17 protein-coding genes are annotated in these 14,771 nt (G+C 66.6%); all 17 read left to right on the top strand.

All coding sequences use genetic code 11. The features are described from left to right. Window positions 1–5: 5 nt before the first annotated feature. The 17 genes from RIN61_RS00145 (at window position 6) to RIN61_RS00065 (ending at window position 14,750) form a co-directional block, all read left to right on the top strand. Window positions 6–1,982 carry a cytochrome D1 domain-containing protein gene (locus tag RIN61_RS00145; protein WP_313855172.1) on the top strand — a complete coding sequence of 659 codons (1,977 nt, stop codon included), beginning with the start codon at window positions 6–8 and terminating at the stop codon, window positions 1,980–1,982. Continuing rightward, on the top strand, window positions 1,979–2,635 hold the full coding sequence (locus tag RIN61_RS00140; RefSeq protein ID WP_112254039.1) for an SCO family protein: 657 nt from the start codon (window positions 1,979–1,981) through the stop codon (window positions 2,633–2,635). The genes RIN61_RS00145 and RIN61_RS00140 overlap by 4 nt, the downstream gene beginning before the upstream one ends. Then, window positions 2,632–3,297: an SCO family protein gene (locus RIN61_RS00135; protein WP_112254038.1), complete on the top strand. Its 666-nt coding sequence runs from the start codon at window positions 2,632–2,634 to the stop codon at window positions 3,295–3,297. The genes RIN61_RS00140 and RIN61_RS00135 overlap by 4 nt, the downstream gene beginning before the upstream one ends. Window positions 3,298–3,554: 257 nt before the next feature. Beyond that, complete coding sequence (locus RIN61_RS00130; RefSeq protein ID WP_390899115.1) at window positions 3,555–5,039, top strand: cytochrome c/ABC transporter substrate-binding protein; 1,485 nt, start codon at window positions 3,555–3,557, stop codon at window positions 5,037–5,039. Window positions 5,040–5,051: 12 nt separating this feature from the next. After that, window positions 5,052–5,693: a SurA N-terminal domain-containing protein gene (locus RIN61_RS00125; protein ID WP_112254037.1), complete on the top strand. Its 642-nt coding sequence runs from the start codon at window positions 5,052–5,054 to the stop codon at window positions 5,691–5,693. Window positions 5,694–5,941: 248 nt separating this feature from the next. Beyond that, window positions 5,942–6,475 carry a response regulator gene (locus tag RIN61_RS00120; protein WP_046614351.1) on the top strand — a complete coding sequence of 178 codons (534 nt, stop codon included), beginning with the start codon at window positions 5,942–5,944 and terminating at the stop codon, window positions 6,473–6,475. Window positions 6,476–6,535: 60 nt separating this feature from the next. Beyond that, on the top strand, window positions 6,536–8,341 hold the full coding sequence (locus RIN61_RS00115; RefSeq protein WP_252379200.1) for a GspE/PulE family protein: 1,806 nt from the start codon (window positions 6,536–6,538) through the stop codon (window positions 8,339–8,341). Next, on the top strand, window positions 8,325–9,116 hold the full coding sequence (locus RIN61_RS00110) for a hypothetical protein (protein ID WP_112254035.1): 792 nt from the start codon (window positions 8,325–8,327) through the stop codon (window positions 9,114–9,116). The genes RIN61_RS00115 and RIN61_RS00110 overlap by 17 nt, the downstream gene beginning before the upstream one ends. Before the next feature lies 1 nt (window position 9,117). Next, window positions 9,118–9,660, top strand: a complete 543-nt coding sequence (locus RIN61_RS00105; RefSeq protein ID WP_313855164.1) for a PilN domain-containing protein — start codon at window positions 9,118–9,120, stop codon at window positions 9,658–9,660. Beyond that, window positions 9,647–10,210, top strand: coding sequence for a GspMb/PilO family protein (gene pilO / locus RIN61_RS00100; protein ID WP_112254033.1), 564 nt, complete (start codon window positions 9,647–9,649; stop codon window positions 10,208–10,210). Before RIN61_RS00105 ends, pilO begins: the two co-directional genes overlap by 14 nt. Further along, the gene (locus RIN61_RS00095; RefSeq protein WP_112254032.1) at window positions 10,210–10,722 is read left to right on the top strand and encodes a hypothetical protein; all 513 of its coding nucleotides are present in this window, start codon (window positions 10,210–10,212) and stop codon (window positions 10,720–10,722) included. Before pilO ends, RIN61_RS00095 begins: the two co-directional genes overlap by 1 nt. After that, entirely contained in the window at window positions 10,719–12,584 is a 1,866-nt protein-coding gene (locus tag RIN61_RS00090) for a secretin GspD/PilQ domain-containing protein (RefSeq protein ID WP_252379199.1), read from the top strand. Before RIN61_RS00095 ends, RIN61_RS00090 begins: the two co-directional genes overlap by 4 nt. After that, window positions 12,581–13,060 (top strand): type II secretion system protein, encoded by a 480-nt coding sequence (locus RIN61_RS00085; protein ID WP_015270589.1) that lies wholly within the window; start codon window positions 12,581–12,583, stop codon window positions 13,058–13,060. Before RIN61_RS00090 ends, RIN61_RS00085 begins: the two co-directional genes overlap by 4 nt. A gap of 5 nt (window positions 13,061–13,065) precedes the next feature. Then, window positions 13,066–13,440 (top strand): type II secretion system protein, encoded by a 375-nt coding sequence (locus tag RIN61_RS00080; RefSeq protein ID WP_133972116.1) that lies wholly within the window; start codon window positions 13,066–13,068, stop codon window positions 13,438–13,440. Continuing rightward, entirely contained in the window at window positions 13,415–13,942 is a 528-nt protein-coding gene (locus RIN61_RS00075; protein WP_013972856.1) for a type II secretion system protein, read from the top strand. The genes RIN61_RS00080 and RIN61_RS00075 overlap by 26 nt, the downstream gene beginning before the upstream one ends. Continuing rightward, window positions 13,939–14,340: a curli production assembly/transport protein CsgE gene (csgE, locus tag RIN61_RS00070; protein ID WP_013972855.1), complete on the top strand. Its 402-nt coding sequence runs from the start codon at window positions 13,939–13,941 to the stop codon at window positions 14,338–14,340. Before RIN61_RS00075 ends, csgE begins: the two co-directional genes overlap by 4 nt. Then, window positions 14,337–14,750: a curli assembly protein CsgF gene (locus tag RIN61_RS00065; protein WP_038409720.1), complete on the top strand. Its 414-nt coding sequence runs from the start codon at window positions 14,337–14,339 to the stop codon at window positions 14,748–14,750. The genes csgE and RIN61_RS00065 overlap by 4 nt, the downstream gene beginning before the upstream one ends. The last annotated feature ends 21 nt before the right edge of the window (window positions 14,751–14,771 follow it).

The following is a 14,771-nucleotide window of genomic DNA, read 5'->3' as shown; positions in this document are numbered from 1 at the left end:
CGAAAATGAACAAGAAGACCCGCCTTGGATACATGGGGGTAGCACTGGGGGCTGTGCTGATCGGCCTGGGCGTGGCCTATGAAAGCCTCTGGTGCGATCCGCGCGAGCTGTTGCAGGAATCTGCCGACCCGCAGGCCCTGCACCGGCTCAGCCGGGACGGCGTGACCGTGGAGTTCGAGGCGCGGCCGCTGGCGGGGGGCGAGCTGCAGGAGGGCAGCTTCGCCAATATCCGTTTCAAGGTCAGCGACCAGGCCAGTGGCCAGCCGCTGTCGGGCATGGCCCCGGGGGCGTGGATCGACCCGACGCAGTCGGCCCCGGAGGGGGACCGCGACCAGAGCTGCAAGGCCCGTGTCGCGTTGTTCCTCAAAAGCAGTATCGGCGCCCGTCCGTTGCTCGACCTGAATAGCTACTTCCTGTTGATGATGAACAAGGACGCCAGCCTGACGGTGATCGACCCCACCGTTTCTGTGGGCGGCGTGACCAGTACCATGGCCCGTATCGACCTGCCTGGGCGGCCCATGGACTGGGTGGCAACCGGTGATGACAAGCAGGTGTTCGTGTCCATTCCCGAGCGCGGCAAGGTCTCGGTGATCGACACCGAAACCTTCACCCGCGTGGCCGACCTGGACGCTGGCGACCAGCCGCTGCGCGTGGCCCTGCAGCCGGACCAGCACCGGCTGTGGGTAGGCGACAACAGCAGCGACCCGGCCAAGGGCGGGGTAACGGTGATCGATGTACCGGGGCGCAACACCCTGAAAACCTTCAACACCGGCGGCGGCCACCACGAAATCGCCTTCAGTTCCGACTCGCGCTACGCCTTTGTCAGCAACCGTGACAGCGGCACCTTGAGCGTCATCGACATCCCGGAGATGCGCCTGGCCAAGACCATCAAGGTCGGCCCGCACCCGCTGTCGGTCAGTTATTCGGCATTGTCCCAGGCGGTGTACGTGGTCGATGGCAAGGAGGGCAGCGTGCGCGTGTTCGATGCCCGCAACCACCAGCTGCGCCACACCGTCCAGGCCGAGCAGGGCCTGGGGCCGATGCGCTTCAGCAGCGATGGCCGCTACGGCATCGTGCTCAATACCCTGGAGAACCAGGCGCTGGTGATCGACGCCAGCACCGACAGGCTGATCCACCGCATCCCGGTGGCGGCCGAACCGTACCAGCTGACCTTCACCAAGGGCTATGCCTACGTACGCGGCCTGGCGTCGCCGAAGGTGAGCATGATCAACCTGGCCAGCCTGGGCGAAGGGCGCTCGCCGATCATCCAGGGCTTCGAGGCCGGCCCGGCGGCGCCACGCCAGGCTGGTGACCTGCCGCTGGCCCAGGGCCTGTCGGTGTCACGTGACGACAATTCGGTGTTCGTGGTCAACCCGGTGGACAACACCACCTACTTCTACGCCGAAGGCATGAACGCACCGATGTCCGGCTACAACAACCGTGGCCACCAGGCTCGCGCCGCCATTGTCGTCGACCGCAGCCTGCGCGAGCTGGCGCCGGGCGTGTACGGCTCGACGGTGAAGATGCCCGCCGCCGGCAAGTTCGATGTGGCCTTCCTGCTCAACCAGCCGCAGATCATCCACTGCTTCAGCACCGACGTGGCCGTGGCGCCGAATACCGGCAAGCGCAAGGGCGCGCACGCCGAGTTCATCGGCCTCGACCGGCCGTTGTCGCAGCACAGCGCCATTACTGCACGGGTGCGCATCGTCGGCGACGACGGCCAGCCGCGCCTGGGCCTGAGCGACCTGAGCCTGCGCTACTTCCTGGCGCCTTCGTCGATGCCGCGCAACTTGCAGCTGGAGGAGGTGGGCGAGGGCATCTACCAGGCCGCCCTGACCCTGCCCGAAGCCGGCGCCTGGTACCTGCATGTGCAATCGCCGTCGCTGGGGCGCAGGTTCGCCGAGGAAAACTACACCAGCCTGCGCGTCCTGCCGGCCGCAACGTCCACCGTTTCCGAGAATGATGTGAGGAACCTGCGATGAACGCCAAGCATCCTTGCAAACTGCTGGCCCTGAGCCTGGCTTTTGCCGGCAACCTGGCCCTGGCCCATGGCGGCCACGATCATGATGGCCACGCCGCACAGCCGCCGGCGGCGCGCCAGGAAAAGGCCAGCGTGCGCTTTGCCGATGTCTCGCTGCTGAACCAGGACGGTATGCCGGTACGCCTGGAGAAAGACCTGGTGGGCGACCATCTGGTGGTCATGGGCTTCATCTACACCAGCTGCACCACGGTGTGCCCGGTGGTGTCGTCGATCATGGGCAAGGTCCAGCAGCAGCTGGGTGGCCGGGTAGGGCAGGACATTCATCTGGTGTCGATCAGCGTCGACCCGCAACGTGACGACGCCAAGCGCCTGCAGAGCTACGCCAAGGCCTTCCAGAAGGGGCCGGGCTGGAGCTGGCTGACCGGCACGCCGTACGCCATCAGCGAAACCCTCAAGGGCCTGGGCAGCTTCAGCGCCGACCTCAGCCAGCACCCGCCGCTGATTTTGGTGGGTGACGGGCGCACCGGGCACTGGACGCGCTACTACGGCTTCACCGACCCGGCAGTGCTGATCGATGAAGTCAACCGCCTCGGCGCCCGCCGGGTGCATGCCAAGAGCACGGCGATTGCCGACCATCACGAGGTGCAACCATGAGCCAGACAAGCTCCCGGCGCGTAGGCATGCGCGGTTTTGACTGGCTGGTGCTGGGGGGCTGCCTGTGGATCCTCGCCTCGGTGGCGTTGGCCCATGACGGCCATGCCCCGCAGGCGCCAGAACCGCAGCCGGCCCCGCAGGCGGTGACCAGTGGCGGCGGCACCCGTGATGCCCAGACCTGGTTCACCGACACTGTGCTCAAGGACCAGAACGGCCGCGAGCTGCGCTTCTACAGCGATGTGCTGAAGGACAAGGTGGTGATGCTCAACGTGATCTTCACCCACTGCACCGACGCCTGCCCGCTGATTACCCGCAAGTTGCGCGAAGTCCGCGAGGCCATGGGGCCGCAGCTGGCCAGCCAGGTGACCTTCGTGTCGATCAGCAGCGACCCGCTCAACGACAGCCCTGAGGTGCTCAAGGCGTTTGCCGGGAAGCAGGGCGTGGACGGGCCCAACTGGTTGTTCCTGACCGGTGACAAAGCCAATGTCGACCTGGTGCTCGGCCGCATCGGCCAGTTCCTGCCCAGCCCCGAGCAGCATTCGACACAGCTGATTGCCGGCGATGTGGCCGGCAAGCGCTGGAGCAAGATCCGCCCGGATGCACCGCCGGCGGCGATTGCCCAGCGCATGCAGTTGCTGGCCCTGCCTTTGGCAGGGCGGTGAGCATCATGCGCAGTACTTCGCCAATGCCGGCGCCAAATTTGGCGCGAATCCCGGCGCGAATCCCTGTAGGAGCGGCCTTGTGTCGCGATCGGGCGCGCAGCGGCCGCAGGACCGGCGAATGTGTTTCATCAGGTACTCCGGGTATGCCGGTATTACGGCCGCTGCGCGCCCGATCGCGACACAAGGCCGCTCCTACAGGGATTCGCGTCTGTATTGAGGCAGTGCTGCGCTATCTGGCATTCGCAGTAGGCATTGCCATGTGCAGCGGTGCACTCGCCCTGGACCTGACCGAACATGAACAAGCCGGCAAACACCTCTACCGCCAGGGCGTCTCCAGCAGCGACGCACAGCTGCAGGCCCGGGTCGGTGCCAGCGACATGACAGTCCCCGCCAGCGTGCTGCCCTGCGCCAGCTGCCACGGCAACGATGGCCGCGGCCGCGCCGAAGGGGGGGTGCGCCCACCCAGCCTCGACTGGCAACGCCTTGCGCTAGGCCAGGGCGAACGCGAGGTCAACGGACGACGCTATCCGGCCTACACCGACAGCAGCCTGGCCCGGGCCATTCAGCGTGGCGTCGATCCGGCAGGCAATCGCCTGGATCCGGCCATGCCGCGCTTCGAGCTGACCCTGGCCGACCAGCGCAATCTCACGGCCTACCTCAAGCGCCTGGCCGAGGAGCGCGATCCCGGGGTAGAGGAGGGCGTGTTGCGCCTGGGCACCTTGCTGCCGGCCTCCGGCCCGTTGGCCGAGGCCGGGCAGGTGGTGCGTGCGGTGCTGGAAGACGGCCTGACGCAACTCAACCAGCAAGGCGGCATCCACGCGCGACGCCTGGAACTGGTGGTGCTCGACCCGGGCGGCAACCCCGCCAGCGCCGAACGGGCGCTGCAGCAATTGCTGGAGCAGGAGCGGGTGTTTGCCCTGATCGCGCCATTGGCACCGATGCTCGACCAACGCCTGGCAACCTTGCTGGCCCCCCATAATGTACCGCTGATCGGCAGCACCCCACGCAGCGGCGGCAGCCCACAGATTTTCGACCCGTTGCCCGGCTTGCCCGCGCAATTGCTGAGCCTGGCCGGCCACGCCCGAGCGACGCTGGGCCTGAAAGCGGACGACTTGCGTGTGGTGTATGCCGGCAATGAACAAGCGGCGTTGGCCGAGCAGGTGCGCGAACGCCTGCAGCAGCAGGGCTGGGCAACACCTGCGGCCCAGGCCTTTGCTGGCCAGGCCGTGGACGGGCAGGGCATTGTCTTCCTCGGCCGTGCCCAGGCCTTTGCCGAACTGGCTTCGGCGCTGCAGTCAGCCGGCCGCCAGCCATACCTGTTTGGCGCCTCCAGCCAAGTGACCGGCGCCGTGGCGCGCTTGCCCGAGTTCTGGTCGCAACGGGTGTTCCTGGCTTATCCCTACGTGCCCGAGGACTGGACCGAACAGGGCCTGGCGACGCTGGCCGGCCTGCAGCAGCGCCACGGCCTCGACCCCCGCCAGGCGTCGCTGCAGGTCAATACCTTGTGCGCCCTGCGGCTGCTGAGCGAAGCGTTGAAGCAGACTGGCCGTGACACCAGCCGCGAGCAGCTGATTGCCGCGCTGGAAGGCCTGCATGATGTGTTCACCGGCCTGACCCCGGCCTTGGGCTTCGGCCCGGGTCGCCGCCAGGGCATGGCCGGTGCCCATGTGGTGGCGGTGGCCCTGCCCGGGCCGCGCTTTACCGCAGTCACCCCGTACCGGCCGCTGCCGGACAGCCCTTGAGCGGAGGTTGCCATGCGTGTTCTGTTGTTGTGCCTGTTGCAGGTACTGGCCAAGGCAAGCTGGGCCGATATGCCGGCGGCGCGGGTCAACGGTGTGGAGATCGGGACGATGCGCCTGGAGCGCTATTTCAGCGAATACCTGGACACCCAGGGCCGCGCGGTGGCCAGTATCCGCAACCCGAACCTGTACCAGCGCCTGCGCGACCAGGCCCTGGATGAACTGATCGACAAGGAGCTGTTGTGGCAGGAGGCCCAGCACCGCGGCATAGCCATCAGCGACGAGCAGGTGTCGGCGCATGTGGGCCAGGTCGAGGCTGCGCTTGGCAGCCCGGCAATTTTCGAACGGCGGCTGGCGGAAGCGGGTTTCGATAGGGCACAGTACAATGAGTACACCCGGCGCGAGCTGGCCGCGCAGCAGGTGTATGCCCAGCTCAGCGCGATCGCCGCGCCCAGCCAGGCCGAAGTGGAAGCATTCTATGATGCCAACCGGGAAACCCTGCAAGGAGCGCAGCAACAAAGTGACGAGCCTTCGGTCATACGCGAACAGGGCCTGGTACTGGCCAGGGCCACGCTCATCGGGCAGCGGGAGGCGCAGGCGCGCCAGTCCGTGCGCCAACGTTTGCGCGCGTCCGCTACGGTGGAGATCGCCGACTGAGGTCCCTGATGGCGTTTACCCAATGATGGGGAATAACGATCTGGCAGCGTGCCAGCAGTTTCCCCGCATGTGGGGAACGGGGCCGGCGTGCCTGCCCGTCGCGTTGCCGACGCTGGACGGTGCCCTCGGAAAATCAATGACTTACAGTGGTGCAGCATGACTATTCACGCCTGGCACGAAGCCTGCTCAAGCCTGTACAGGGGCGCACTTCGCAGACCGGGTTACCGGGCAGTTCTTGGGAGTCGACCTTGGTGAACAGAGTATTGGTAGTCGATGACGAACAGACTCTTGCGCAGAACCTGCAAGCGTACCTGCAGGCGCAAGGCCTGGAAGTTCATGTTGCCCACGACGGTGCCAGTGGTATCGAGCAGGCCGCAAGCCTGGCACCGCAAGTGATCGTGCTGGATTACCGCTTGCCCGACATGGAGGGTTTTCAGGTTCTGGAGACCGTACGCAGGAACAGGCAGTGCCACTTCGTGCTGATTACCGCCCACCCCACTGTCGAGGTGCGTGAGCGGGCCGCCGAACTGGGGGTGAGCCATGTCCTGTTCAAGCCGTTCCCATTGGTGGAACTGGCCCGTGCGATCTTCGACCTGATGGGCATCGAGCGCCGGCGCAGGGCCACGGACAACCCGGCTGAAGGGTTCGTCGAGCGACGCCAGAACAGGAACGAATCGTTCCCCCTGCAGTTGTACGATGGAAGCTGGGTTTTGGCCGACCGCCGCCGTAACGGCGCCAAGCCTCCAGGGCCCGACGACGATCAACTGCTCACAGGGGAATAGCGGCGCCCGCACCCCTGGCCGAGCCAGCCTGCGACGCGCCCCTGAGCGGAGTCGCAGGCCATGCCAGAAGCACTCGATGCATCACAGGAAGCGTTACTGCCTGCACCGGCCTCTTCGCGGGTAAACCCGCTCCCACAGGGGCACTGCAATCCTGAAGATATCGAAAATCCTGTGGGGGCGGGTTTACCCGCGAAAGGGCCGGAACAGGCAAAAGCGCATTCTGCCTACCCCCGCGACCTGCTGGCCCAGGCCCGCCTGCAAACCAGCGACGAACGCCTGCTCACTCGCCTGGAACAACTGGCCTGCGACACCCCCGACACCTTCATCCAGCGCCTGGGCCTGACCCTGCATTACCCGGTGCTGGACAGCCACACCCTGCTGGCCAGCACCCCACGCTTCGACAAGGTCAGCCTGGCGATGTGCCTGAAGCGCGAATTCGTGCTGATCGAGCAGGGCGGCCAACTGCTGGGCGTTTTCGCCGACCCCTTCGACCATGCCCGCCTGGCCTGGATCGACGATGTGCTGCAAGGCGCACCGCTTTACCTGGCCCACGCTGCAGACCTGGCTACCTTCCTGGCCCGCCACGAAGAAAGCTTCCACGCCGTGGATGCTCTTGACCACGACGCCGAAGCCAGCAGCGAAAGCGACCCGCTGCAGCGCCTGTCGCTGGCCAGTATCAGCGAAGACCAGAGCCGCGTGGTCAAGCTGGTCAACTCAACCTTGTATGACGCCCTGAAGCTGCACGCCAGCGACATCCACCTGGGCATGACCGGCCAGGGCCTGACCATCAAGTACCGTATCGACGGCGTGCTCAACGGCGCCGGCAAGGCCAGCGGCAGCGCCTTCGCCGACCAGGTGATCTCGCGCATCAAGGTGATGGCCGAGTTGGACATCGGCGAAAAACGCGTGCCCCAGGACGGCCGTTTCAAGGTTGCCGTGGGCGACCGGCAAATCGACTTCCGGGTATCGATCATGCCCAGCATCTTCGGCGAAGACGCGGTGCTGCGGGTGCTCGACAAGCAGGACCTGTCCGACCGGGTCAGCGGTGTGCAGCTGCAGGCCCTGGGCTTTGCCGAGGAAACCCTGCGCGCCCTGCGCCGGTTGGCTGCCGAACCCTACGGCATGATCCTGGTCACCGGCCCCACCGGCAGCGGCAAGACCACCACCCTGTACGCCATGATCAGCGAGATCAACCACGGCGTGGACAAGATCATCACCATCGAGGACCCGGTCGAATACCAGCTGCCCGGTGTGCTGCAGATCCCGGTCAACGAGAAGAAGGGCCTGACGTTCGCCCGTGGCCTGCGCTCGATCCTGCGCCACGACCCGGACAAGATCCTGGTCGGTGAAATCCGCGATCCCGACACCGCGCAAATCGCCGTGCAGTCGGCGCTCACCGGCCACCTGGTATTCACCACCATCCACGCCAACAACGTGTTCGATGTGATCGGCCGCTTCAGCCAGATGCAGGTCGACCCCTACAGCTTCGTCTCCGCGCTCAATGCGGTGCTGGCCCAGCGCCTGATCCGCCTGGCCTGCCCGCACTGCGCCACGCCGTGCGAAGTCGACGACGACACCCTGTACGGCGCAGGCCTGACCCGCGAGGGCGTGGCCGGCTGGAAGTTCGTCCGCGCCCAGGGCTGCGGCCAATGCCGCGGCAGTGGCTACCGCGGCCGCAGTGCCATCGCCGAACTGCTGCACCTGGACGACGACCTGCGGCAAATGATTGTCGAGCGCCGCCCTCTGTCGCAGATCAAGAACCTCGCCTGCCAGCGCGGCCTGCGCCTGCTGCGGGCCTCGGCCCTGGACCTGGTCCGGGATGGCCGTACCACTCTCGAGGAGATCAACCGTGTCACATTCATCTGATCGTGGCGCTTACAGATACAGCGCCGTGCTCGGCGCCGAAGGTGCAGGCCTGGGTAGCTGGCACGCCAATCACCACCAATGGCTGGGCAGCCGCGACTTTACCTGCGATGCCGCTCAACCGGCCTGGGAGGCCGCCGTCGACGCCCTGGCCACGCTGCTGGCCGAGCATGCCGTGCGTGGTGCCCAGTTGCGGGTGCTGCTGTCGGCCCGCTACAGCCGCTTCTGCCTGGTGCCCTGGAGTGATGCCATCAGCCACCCGCGCGAGCTGGACGCCTACGCCCGGGCCTGTTTCGAAAACCTCTACGGGCAGCCGCTGGACGACTGGCGCATCGTGTTGTCGCCCGAGCCGGCCGGTGCCGCGCGCATCGCCACGGCGTTGCCCGAAGCCCTGCTGCAGCGGCTGCAGGCGCTGGGCCGGGAAAACCACCTGAGCCTGCGCTCGGTGCAGCCGTACCTGATGGCCGCCTACAACCGCTGCTCGGCACAGCTGGAACAGGGCGACTTCCTGTTCGTCCTGGCCGAACCGCGCCGCAGCGTGCTGCTGCTGGCTGCCGGCGGGGCCTGGCAGCAAGTGCTGGCGCAAGGCTGCGCCGATAGCGACCAGGCCCTGCAAGCACTGATCGAGCGCACCTGCGAGCTGTATGGCGAGCACCTGCCACGGGTCTACCTGCATGCCCCGGGCCGGGGCGAGGTGCCGCAACTGGCGGCGGTGCAACTGTGCCAGCCGGCCAGCGATGCCGACCCGCTGTGCGCCATGTGGCGGGCGGTGGCCTGACATGCGCCGCCTGGACCTGGAGTTCCAGCCCCGGCGCAACAGCCCGTTGGCCTGGTCGCTGCTGGCCGTGGCGAGCGCCATGGTCGCCGGCCTGGTGCTGCTGCAACAAAGCTTGCAGGCCGAGCAGGTCGAGCGGGAGGCCAGCGTGCACAGCCTGGAGCAACAACTGGGCCGTCGCCCGGCCACCGTCGCGCCGCTGAGCAGCGCCGCCAGCCGTGAACAGGCTGAGCGCCTGGCCCAGATGCAAAGCGTCTCGCAGCAGTTGCAACGGCCCTGGCAGCAGCTGTTCGCCATGCTCGAAGCGCAGCCCCAGGACGACGTGGCGTTGCTCAGCCTGGCCCCCTACGCGCGCAAAGGCCAACTGCGCATCACCGCCGAGGCGCGCAACCTGGAAGCGATGCTGCAGTACCACCAGCGCCTGGAAGCCAGTGCCGAGCTCAGCGATGTGTCGCTGCTCAACCACGAGGTGCTGGCCGCGCAGCCCGAGCGCCCGGTGCGCTTCACCCTCACCGCCACCTGGGAGACCGGCCATGCGCGCCCGTGAATCGCTGAACAGCCTGATCCTCCAGGAGCGCCTGCGTCGCATCGGCCCGGTCGGCCTGGCGGCGGTTGCGGTGGGCCTGCTGGCCGTAGGCGTGCTGTGCGCCGGGGTGTTGCCGCAATGGCAGAACCTGCGCGAGCTGCGCGCCACCGAAGCGGACGCTAGCGTGCAGGTCGAGCGGGTCAGGCGTGGCGAGCTGAAGATCGCCGTCAAACCCGAGCAGCAGGCGCTCGATAGCCTGCGCCAGCAACTGCCAGGGCAGCCCCAGGCCAGCGAGCTGATCGAGCGCCTGTACCACCTGGCCAGCGCCGAGCATATCAGCCTGGCGCGTGGTGAATATGCCCTGGGCATCGACCCCAGGACGCAGCTGGCGCGCTACCAGATCGTGCTGCCGGTGCGCGGCAGCTACCCGCAGATTCGCGGTTTTCTCAAGGGCCTGCTCAAGCAGTTGCCGACCCTGGTGCTGGAAGACCTGGAGCTGCAACGCAAACGCATTGGCGACAGCGAGCTCAATGCCCGCCTGCGCATGACCCTTTACCTGTCGAGGTCGTGATGAACACACAACGTGCTGTCATCTGGGTTGGCTTCCTCGGCGTCAGCGCGGCGCTGGCCTGGGCCCCGGGCCACTGGTTCGGCCAGGAAGATAGTGTCGCCCCCTTCGCGGGCGCGCCCGCTCCCACAGAGGATTCGGCTGCGTCCCCGTCCCCTGTGGGAGCGGGTTCACCCGCGAATAGGCCGGAACAGGCCTCTGGTGATCTCTTCCCAACCCAGCAATGGACCAGACCCCAGGCCCTTGCCACCGTCACCGAACAACCCGTGAACGCCGCCCCGGTCGCCCCCTCAGCCCCGACCGCCCCGGCCCTGCCATTCCAGTTCATTGGCCGCATGGGCGAGCGCGACGACCTGCAGATCTTCCTGCAGAGCGGCGAAAAACTCTACGTCGTGCGCCAGGGCGACGTGATCGAAGACACCTACCGCCTCGAGCGGGTATCGGCCAGCGAACTGCACCTGGTCTACCTGCCTTTGCATCAGTCGCAGACTTTGTCTGTAGGGAGCGCACCATGAAGTCGTCAAAGCTGTGCAAACCGGCTCCGTTCCTGCTTGTGGCGCTGTGCGTGGCCATTGCCGGCTGCGGCTCCAGCGCGGTACGCAAGGACAGCGAACAGTTGATGAAGGAGGGCCAGTACGAAGCCGGCATTGCCAGCCTGGAGGAAGCCCTGCGCGAGGACCCGCGTGACACCGAGCTGAACATCGCCCTGGCCCACAGCCGCCAGGCCGCGGTCGAGGCGCTGCTGACCCAGGCCGACGCCGACCGCATACGCCATGACTTCGCCGGCGCCCGCATGGGCTATGGCCGGGTGCTGACCCTGGAGCCGAACAACCGCCGCGCCCAGGAAGGCATTCGCCAGCTGGAGCTGATCCGCACCCTCGACGAGCGCGTGGCACTGGGCCAGGCAGCGCTGCGCCAGGGTGATTTGTTCGGTGCCGAGCGCTACATGCGCGAAGTGCTGCGCCTGGACCCGCAGAACCAGAAGGGCATTGCCCTGCGCAGCGACATCGAGAACGTCCAGGCGCGCACCGCGCAACCGTTCCCGCAGCTGCGCAGCAAACTGGAGCGACCGGTGACCCTGGAGTTTCGCGATGCCAACCTCAAGACCATCTTCGAGGTGCTGTCCCAGGTCGCCGGCATCAACTTCATCTTCGACAAGGACATGCGCCCGGACATGAAGGCCACCATCTTCGTGCGCGAGTTGCGTATCGAGGACGCCGTGGCGCTGCTGCTGGAACAGAACCAGCTGCGGCAGAAGATCGTCAATGAAAACACCCTGATGATCTACCCCGACTCGCCGCAGAAGACCAAGGACTACCAGGAACTGGTCATGCGTACCTTCTACCTGACCAGCATCGACTCCAACACCGCGCTGAACATGGTCAAGACCATGCTCAAGACCCGCGACGTGTTCGTCGACGAACGCCTCAACACCCTGACCATGCGCGACACCCCCGATGCCGTGCGCATGGCCGAGAAGCTGCTGCAGTCGCAGGACCAGTCCAACCCCGAGGTGGTGCTGGAAGTGGAGGTGATGGAAGTGGCCACTTCGCGCATCCTCGACCTCGGCCTGCAATGGCCCAACACCTTCGGCGTGCTGAGCTCCGACGGCCAGCCGGTGAGCGTGCTCGACCAGCTCAAGGGCATCGACTCCAGCCGCATCAGCATCGCGCCGGCGCCGCAGGCCAAGATCAACGCCCAGGACAAGGACATCAACACCCTGGCCAGCCCGGTGATCCGCGTCAGCAACCGTGAGCAGGCGCGTATCCACATCGGCCAGCGGGTGCCGATCATCAGCGCCACCTCGGTGCCGTCCACCCAGGGCCCGGTAATTACCGAAAGCGTCACCTACCTGGACGTGGGCCTGAAGCTTGAAGTGCAGCCCACCGTGCACCTGAACAACGAAGTGGCGATCAAGGTAGCCCTGGAGGTGAGCAACGCCACCCCACTGGAGGCCACGCGTCAGGGCACCATTCCGGTCCAGGTCGACACCCGCAACGCCCAGACCACCCTGCGCCTGCACGATGGTGAAACCCAGGTGCTGGCCGGCCTGGTGCGCAACGACCACAACGCCAGCGGCAACAAGATCCCCGGCCTTGGCGACATCCCCGGCCTGGGCCGGCTGTTCGGCAGCAACAAGGACGACATGAGCAAGTCGGAGCTGGTACTGGCGATCACCCCGCGCATCGTGCGCAACCTGCCGTACCAGAGCCCGTCGGACATGGAGTTCGCCACCGGTACCGAGTCGGCCATGCAGGTGCGGCAGATGGCGCCGCTGCCGCCGGCAGACGTGCCTGGCAATGCCCCGGCCACCGATACACCGGTGGTGGAGAGCCAGATGGCGATCGCCCCGGCCAAAGGGAGCCCGCGGCCATGATCGCGCAGCGCCGCATGCAGGGCTTCAGCCTGATCGAGGTGGTGCTGACCCTGGCACTGCTCGGGCTGCTTGCCAGCATGGCCGCGCCGCTGACCGAAACCGTGGTGCGCCGCGGCAAGGAACAGCAACTGCGCGAGGCGCTGTACCAGATCCGCGACGCCATCGACGCCTACAAGCGGGCGTTTGATGCCGGCTACATCGAGAAGCGCCTGGACGCCAGTGGCTACCCGCCGAACCTGCAGGTGCTGGTCGACGGGGTGCGCGATGTGCGCAGCGCCAAGGGCGCCAAGTTCTACTTCCTGCGGCGCATCCCGCACGACCCGCTGGTGGCCGCCAAGGGGGAGGACGAAGGCGGGTGGGGGCTGCGCGCCTACGACAGCAGCCCTGACAACCCGCGTGAAGGCGAAGACGTGTTCGACGTGTATTCCAAGGCCCGCGGCAAAGGCCTCAACAACATCCCCTACGGGCAATGGTGACAGCCATGAAGCGCAGCCGAGGCTTCACCCTGATCGAACTGCTGGTGGTGCTGGCGATCATCGCCACGCTGATGACCATCGCCATGCCGCGCTACTTCAACAGCCTGGAGAGCTCCCGCGAAGCCACCCTGCGCCAGAGCCTGGCGGTGCTGCGCGAAGCGCTGGACCACTACTACGGCGACACCGGTCACTACCCGGACTCGCTGGAGCAACTGGTGGAACAGCGTTACCTGCGCAACACCCCGGTGGACCCGATCACCGAGCGCAGCGATGCCTGGCAGCTGGTGCCACCGCCCGAAGGCGTGGCCGGCGGCGTGGCCGATATCAAGAGCGGTGCCACAGGGAGGGCGCGCGATGGCAGCCTGTTCGCGGAATGGTAAGGCCGACGCCGGCTTCACCTACCTGGGCGTACTGCTGCTGATTGCGGTCAGCAGCGTGGCCCTGGCCGCCACCGGCACGCTCTGGGCCAGTGCTGCCCAGCGTGACCGCGAACGCCAGCTGTTGTGGGTAGGCAGCCAGTATGCCCAGGCCCTGCGCAGCTACTACCGCGCCTCGCCGGGGTTGGCCCAGTACCCGCAGGAACTGGCCGACCTGCTGCAGGACAACCGCTTCCCGCAGGCCAGGCGGCACATTCGCCGGCTGTACCCCGACCCCATCACCAACAGCGACGATTGGGGCCTGCTGCGCTCGATCGATGGCCGCATCACCGGCGTGCACAGCCGCTCGGACGCCACCCCGTTCAAGCGCAGTGGTTTCAGCGCCGAATGGAGCGGTTTCGACGGGCTGGAACACTACAGCGACTGGCAGTTCGTCGCCGAGCAGGCCTTTACCGAAAGTGCCGGTGGCGTGCAGACCCATGCCGGCCCGGGGGACACGCCATGAGCCGCCTGGCCGCGTTGTGCCTGGGCCTGCTGCTGGTGGCAGTGCTGGCCACCTCGGCCAGGGCCGGGGACGAGGACGAGATGCAAGGCTTCATCGTCGACAACACCATCTCGCACATCGGCCACGACTTTTACTACTACTTCGCCGACCGCCTGCGCGCCACCAGCCGGCTGGATTTCAACCTGGTGGTGCGCGAACGCCCGGATGCCCGCTGGGGCAGCCTGGTCACCGTGGAGTTCGAGCGTGAGGTGGTGTACCGCCGCTTCCTGCCGCCGAACACCACCGAGCTCAAGGACGAGGCCGTTGCAGCAGCCGACCTGGTCAAGCAGCAAATCATCCAGCGCAAGTTGCAACGCCTGCTGCAGGACACCACCGATCTGGAGAGGGACGAGCTATGAAGCACCACATACCCCGTTGCATCGCCGCCTGCCTGTTGGCCAGCGCGTGTGCCGCCCAGGCCACCGAGCTGGTGTACACCCCGGTCAACCCGGCCTTTGGCGGCAACCCGCTCAATGGCACCTGGTTGCTGAACAACGCGCAGGCGCAGAACGATCACGACGACCCCGACCTCAAGGACCGCTCCTCGGCCTTTGCCGGCACCACGGCCCTGGAGCGCTTCAGCAACCAGCTGGAGTCGCGGATGTTGTCGCAGTTGCTGGACAACATCAGCAACGGCAACACCGGCAGCATGGCGACCGATGCGTTTCTCATCGACGTCATCGACGATTCCGGGGCCTTGAGTATCAAGGTCACCGATCGCGCCACAGGAGAAATTTCGATCATTGAGGTCAGCGGCCTGAACCCTTGAGGGGGCAAGGCTATTTGTTGG

The organism is Pseudomonas inefficax (assembly GCF_032164165.1).
GTDB classification, from domain to species: domain Bacteria; phylum Pseudomonadota; class Gammaproteobacteria; order Pseudomonadales; family Pseudomonadaceae; genus Aquipseudomonas; species Aquipseudomonas inefficax.
The sequence above is the reverse complement of the archived record's forward strand: the minus strand, read 5'-3'. Positions and strand labels throughout refer to the sequence as shown.

What these genes read in the sequence shown, in the direction of transcription:
- RIN61_RS00145 (WP_313855172.1), top strand. Translation starts at nt 6, where the DNA reads ATGAACAAGAAGACCCGCCTTGGATACATGGGGGTAGCACTGGGGGCT.
- RIN61_RS00140 (WP_112254039.1), top strand. Translation starts at nt 1,979, where the DNA reads ATGAACGCCAAGCATCCTTGCAAACTGCTGGCCCTGAGCCTGGCTTTT.
- RIN61_RS00135 (WP_112254038.1), top strand. Translation starts at nt 2,632, where the DNA reads ATGAGCCAGACAAGCTCCCGGCGCGTAGGCATGCGCGGTTTTGACTGG.
- RIN61_RS00130 (WP_390899115.1), top strand. Translation starts at nt 3,555, where the DNA reads ATGTGCAGCGGTGCACTCGCCCTGGACCTGACCGAACATGAACAAGCC.
- RIN61_RS00125 (WP_112254037.1), top strand. Translation starts at nt 5,052, where the DNA reads ATGCGTGTTCTGTTGTTGTGCCTGTTGCAGGTACTGGCCAAGGCAAGC.
- RIN61_RS00115 (WP_252379200.1), top strand. Translation starts at nt 6,536, where the DNA reads ATGCCAGAAGCACTCGATGCATCACAGGAAGCGTTACTGCCTGCACCG.
- RIN61_RS00105 (WP_313855164.1), top strand. Translation starts at nt 9,118, where the DNA reads ATGCGCCGCCTGGACCTGGAGTTCCAGCCCCGGCGCAACAGCCCGTTG.
- pilO (WP_112254033.1), top strand. Translation starts at nt 9,647, where the DNA reads ATGCGCGCCCGTGAATCGCTGAACAGCCTGATCCTCCAGGAGCGCCTG.
- RIN61_RS00095 (WP_112254032.1), top strand. Translation starts at nt 10,210, where the DNA reads ATGAACACACAACGTGCTGTCATCTGGGTTGGCTTCCTCGGCGTCAGC.
- RIN61_RS00090 (WP_252379199.1), top strand. Translation starts at nt 10,719, where the DNA reads ATGAAGTCGTCAAAGCTGTGCAAACCGGCTCCGTTCCTGCTTGTGGCG.
- RIN61_RS00085 (WP_015270589.1), top strand. Translation starts at nt 12,581, where the DNA reads ATGATCGCGCAGCGCCGCATGCAGGGCTTCAGCCTGATCGAGGTGGTG.
- RIN61_RS00080 (WP_133972116.1), top strand. Translation starts at nt 13,066, where the DNA reads ATGAAGCGCAGCCGAGGCTTCACCCTGATCGAACTGCTGGTGGTGCTG.
- RIN61_RS00075 (WP_013972856.1), top strand. Translation starts at nt 13,415, where the DNA reads ATGGCAGCCTGTTCGCGGAATGGTAAGGCCGACGCCGGCTTCACCTAC.
- csgE (WP_013972855.1), top strand. Translation starts at nt 13,939, where the DNA reads ATGAGCCGCCTGGCCGCGTTGTGCCTGGGCCTGCTGCTGGTGGCAGTG.
- RIN61_RS00065 (WP_038409720.1), top strand. Translation starts at nt 14,337, where the DNA reads ATGAAGCACCACATACCCCGTTGCATCGCCGCCTGCCTGTTGGCCAGC.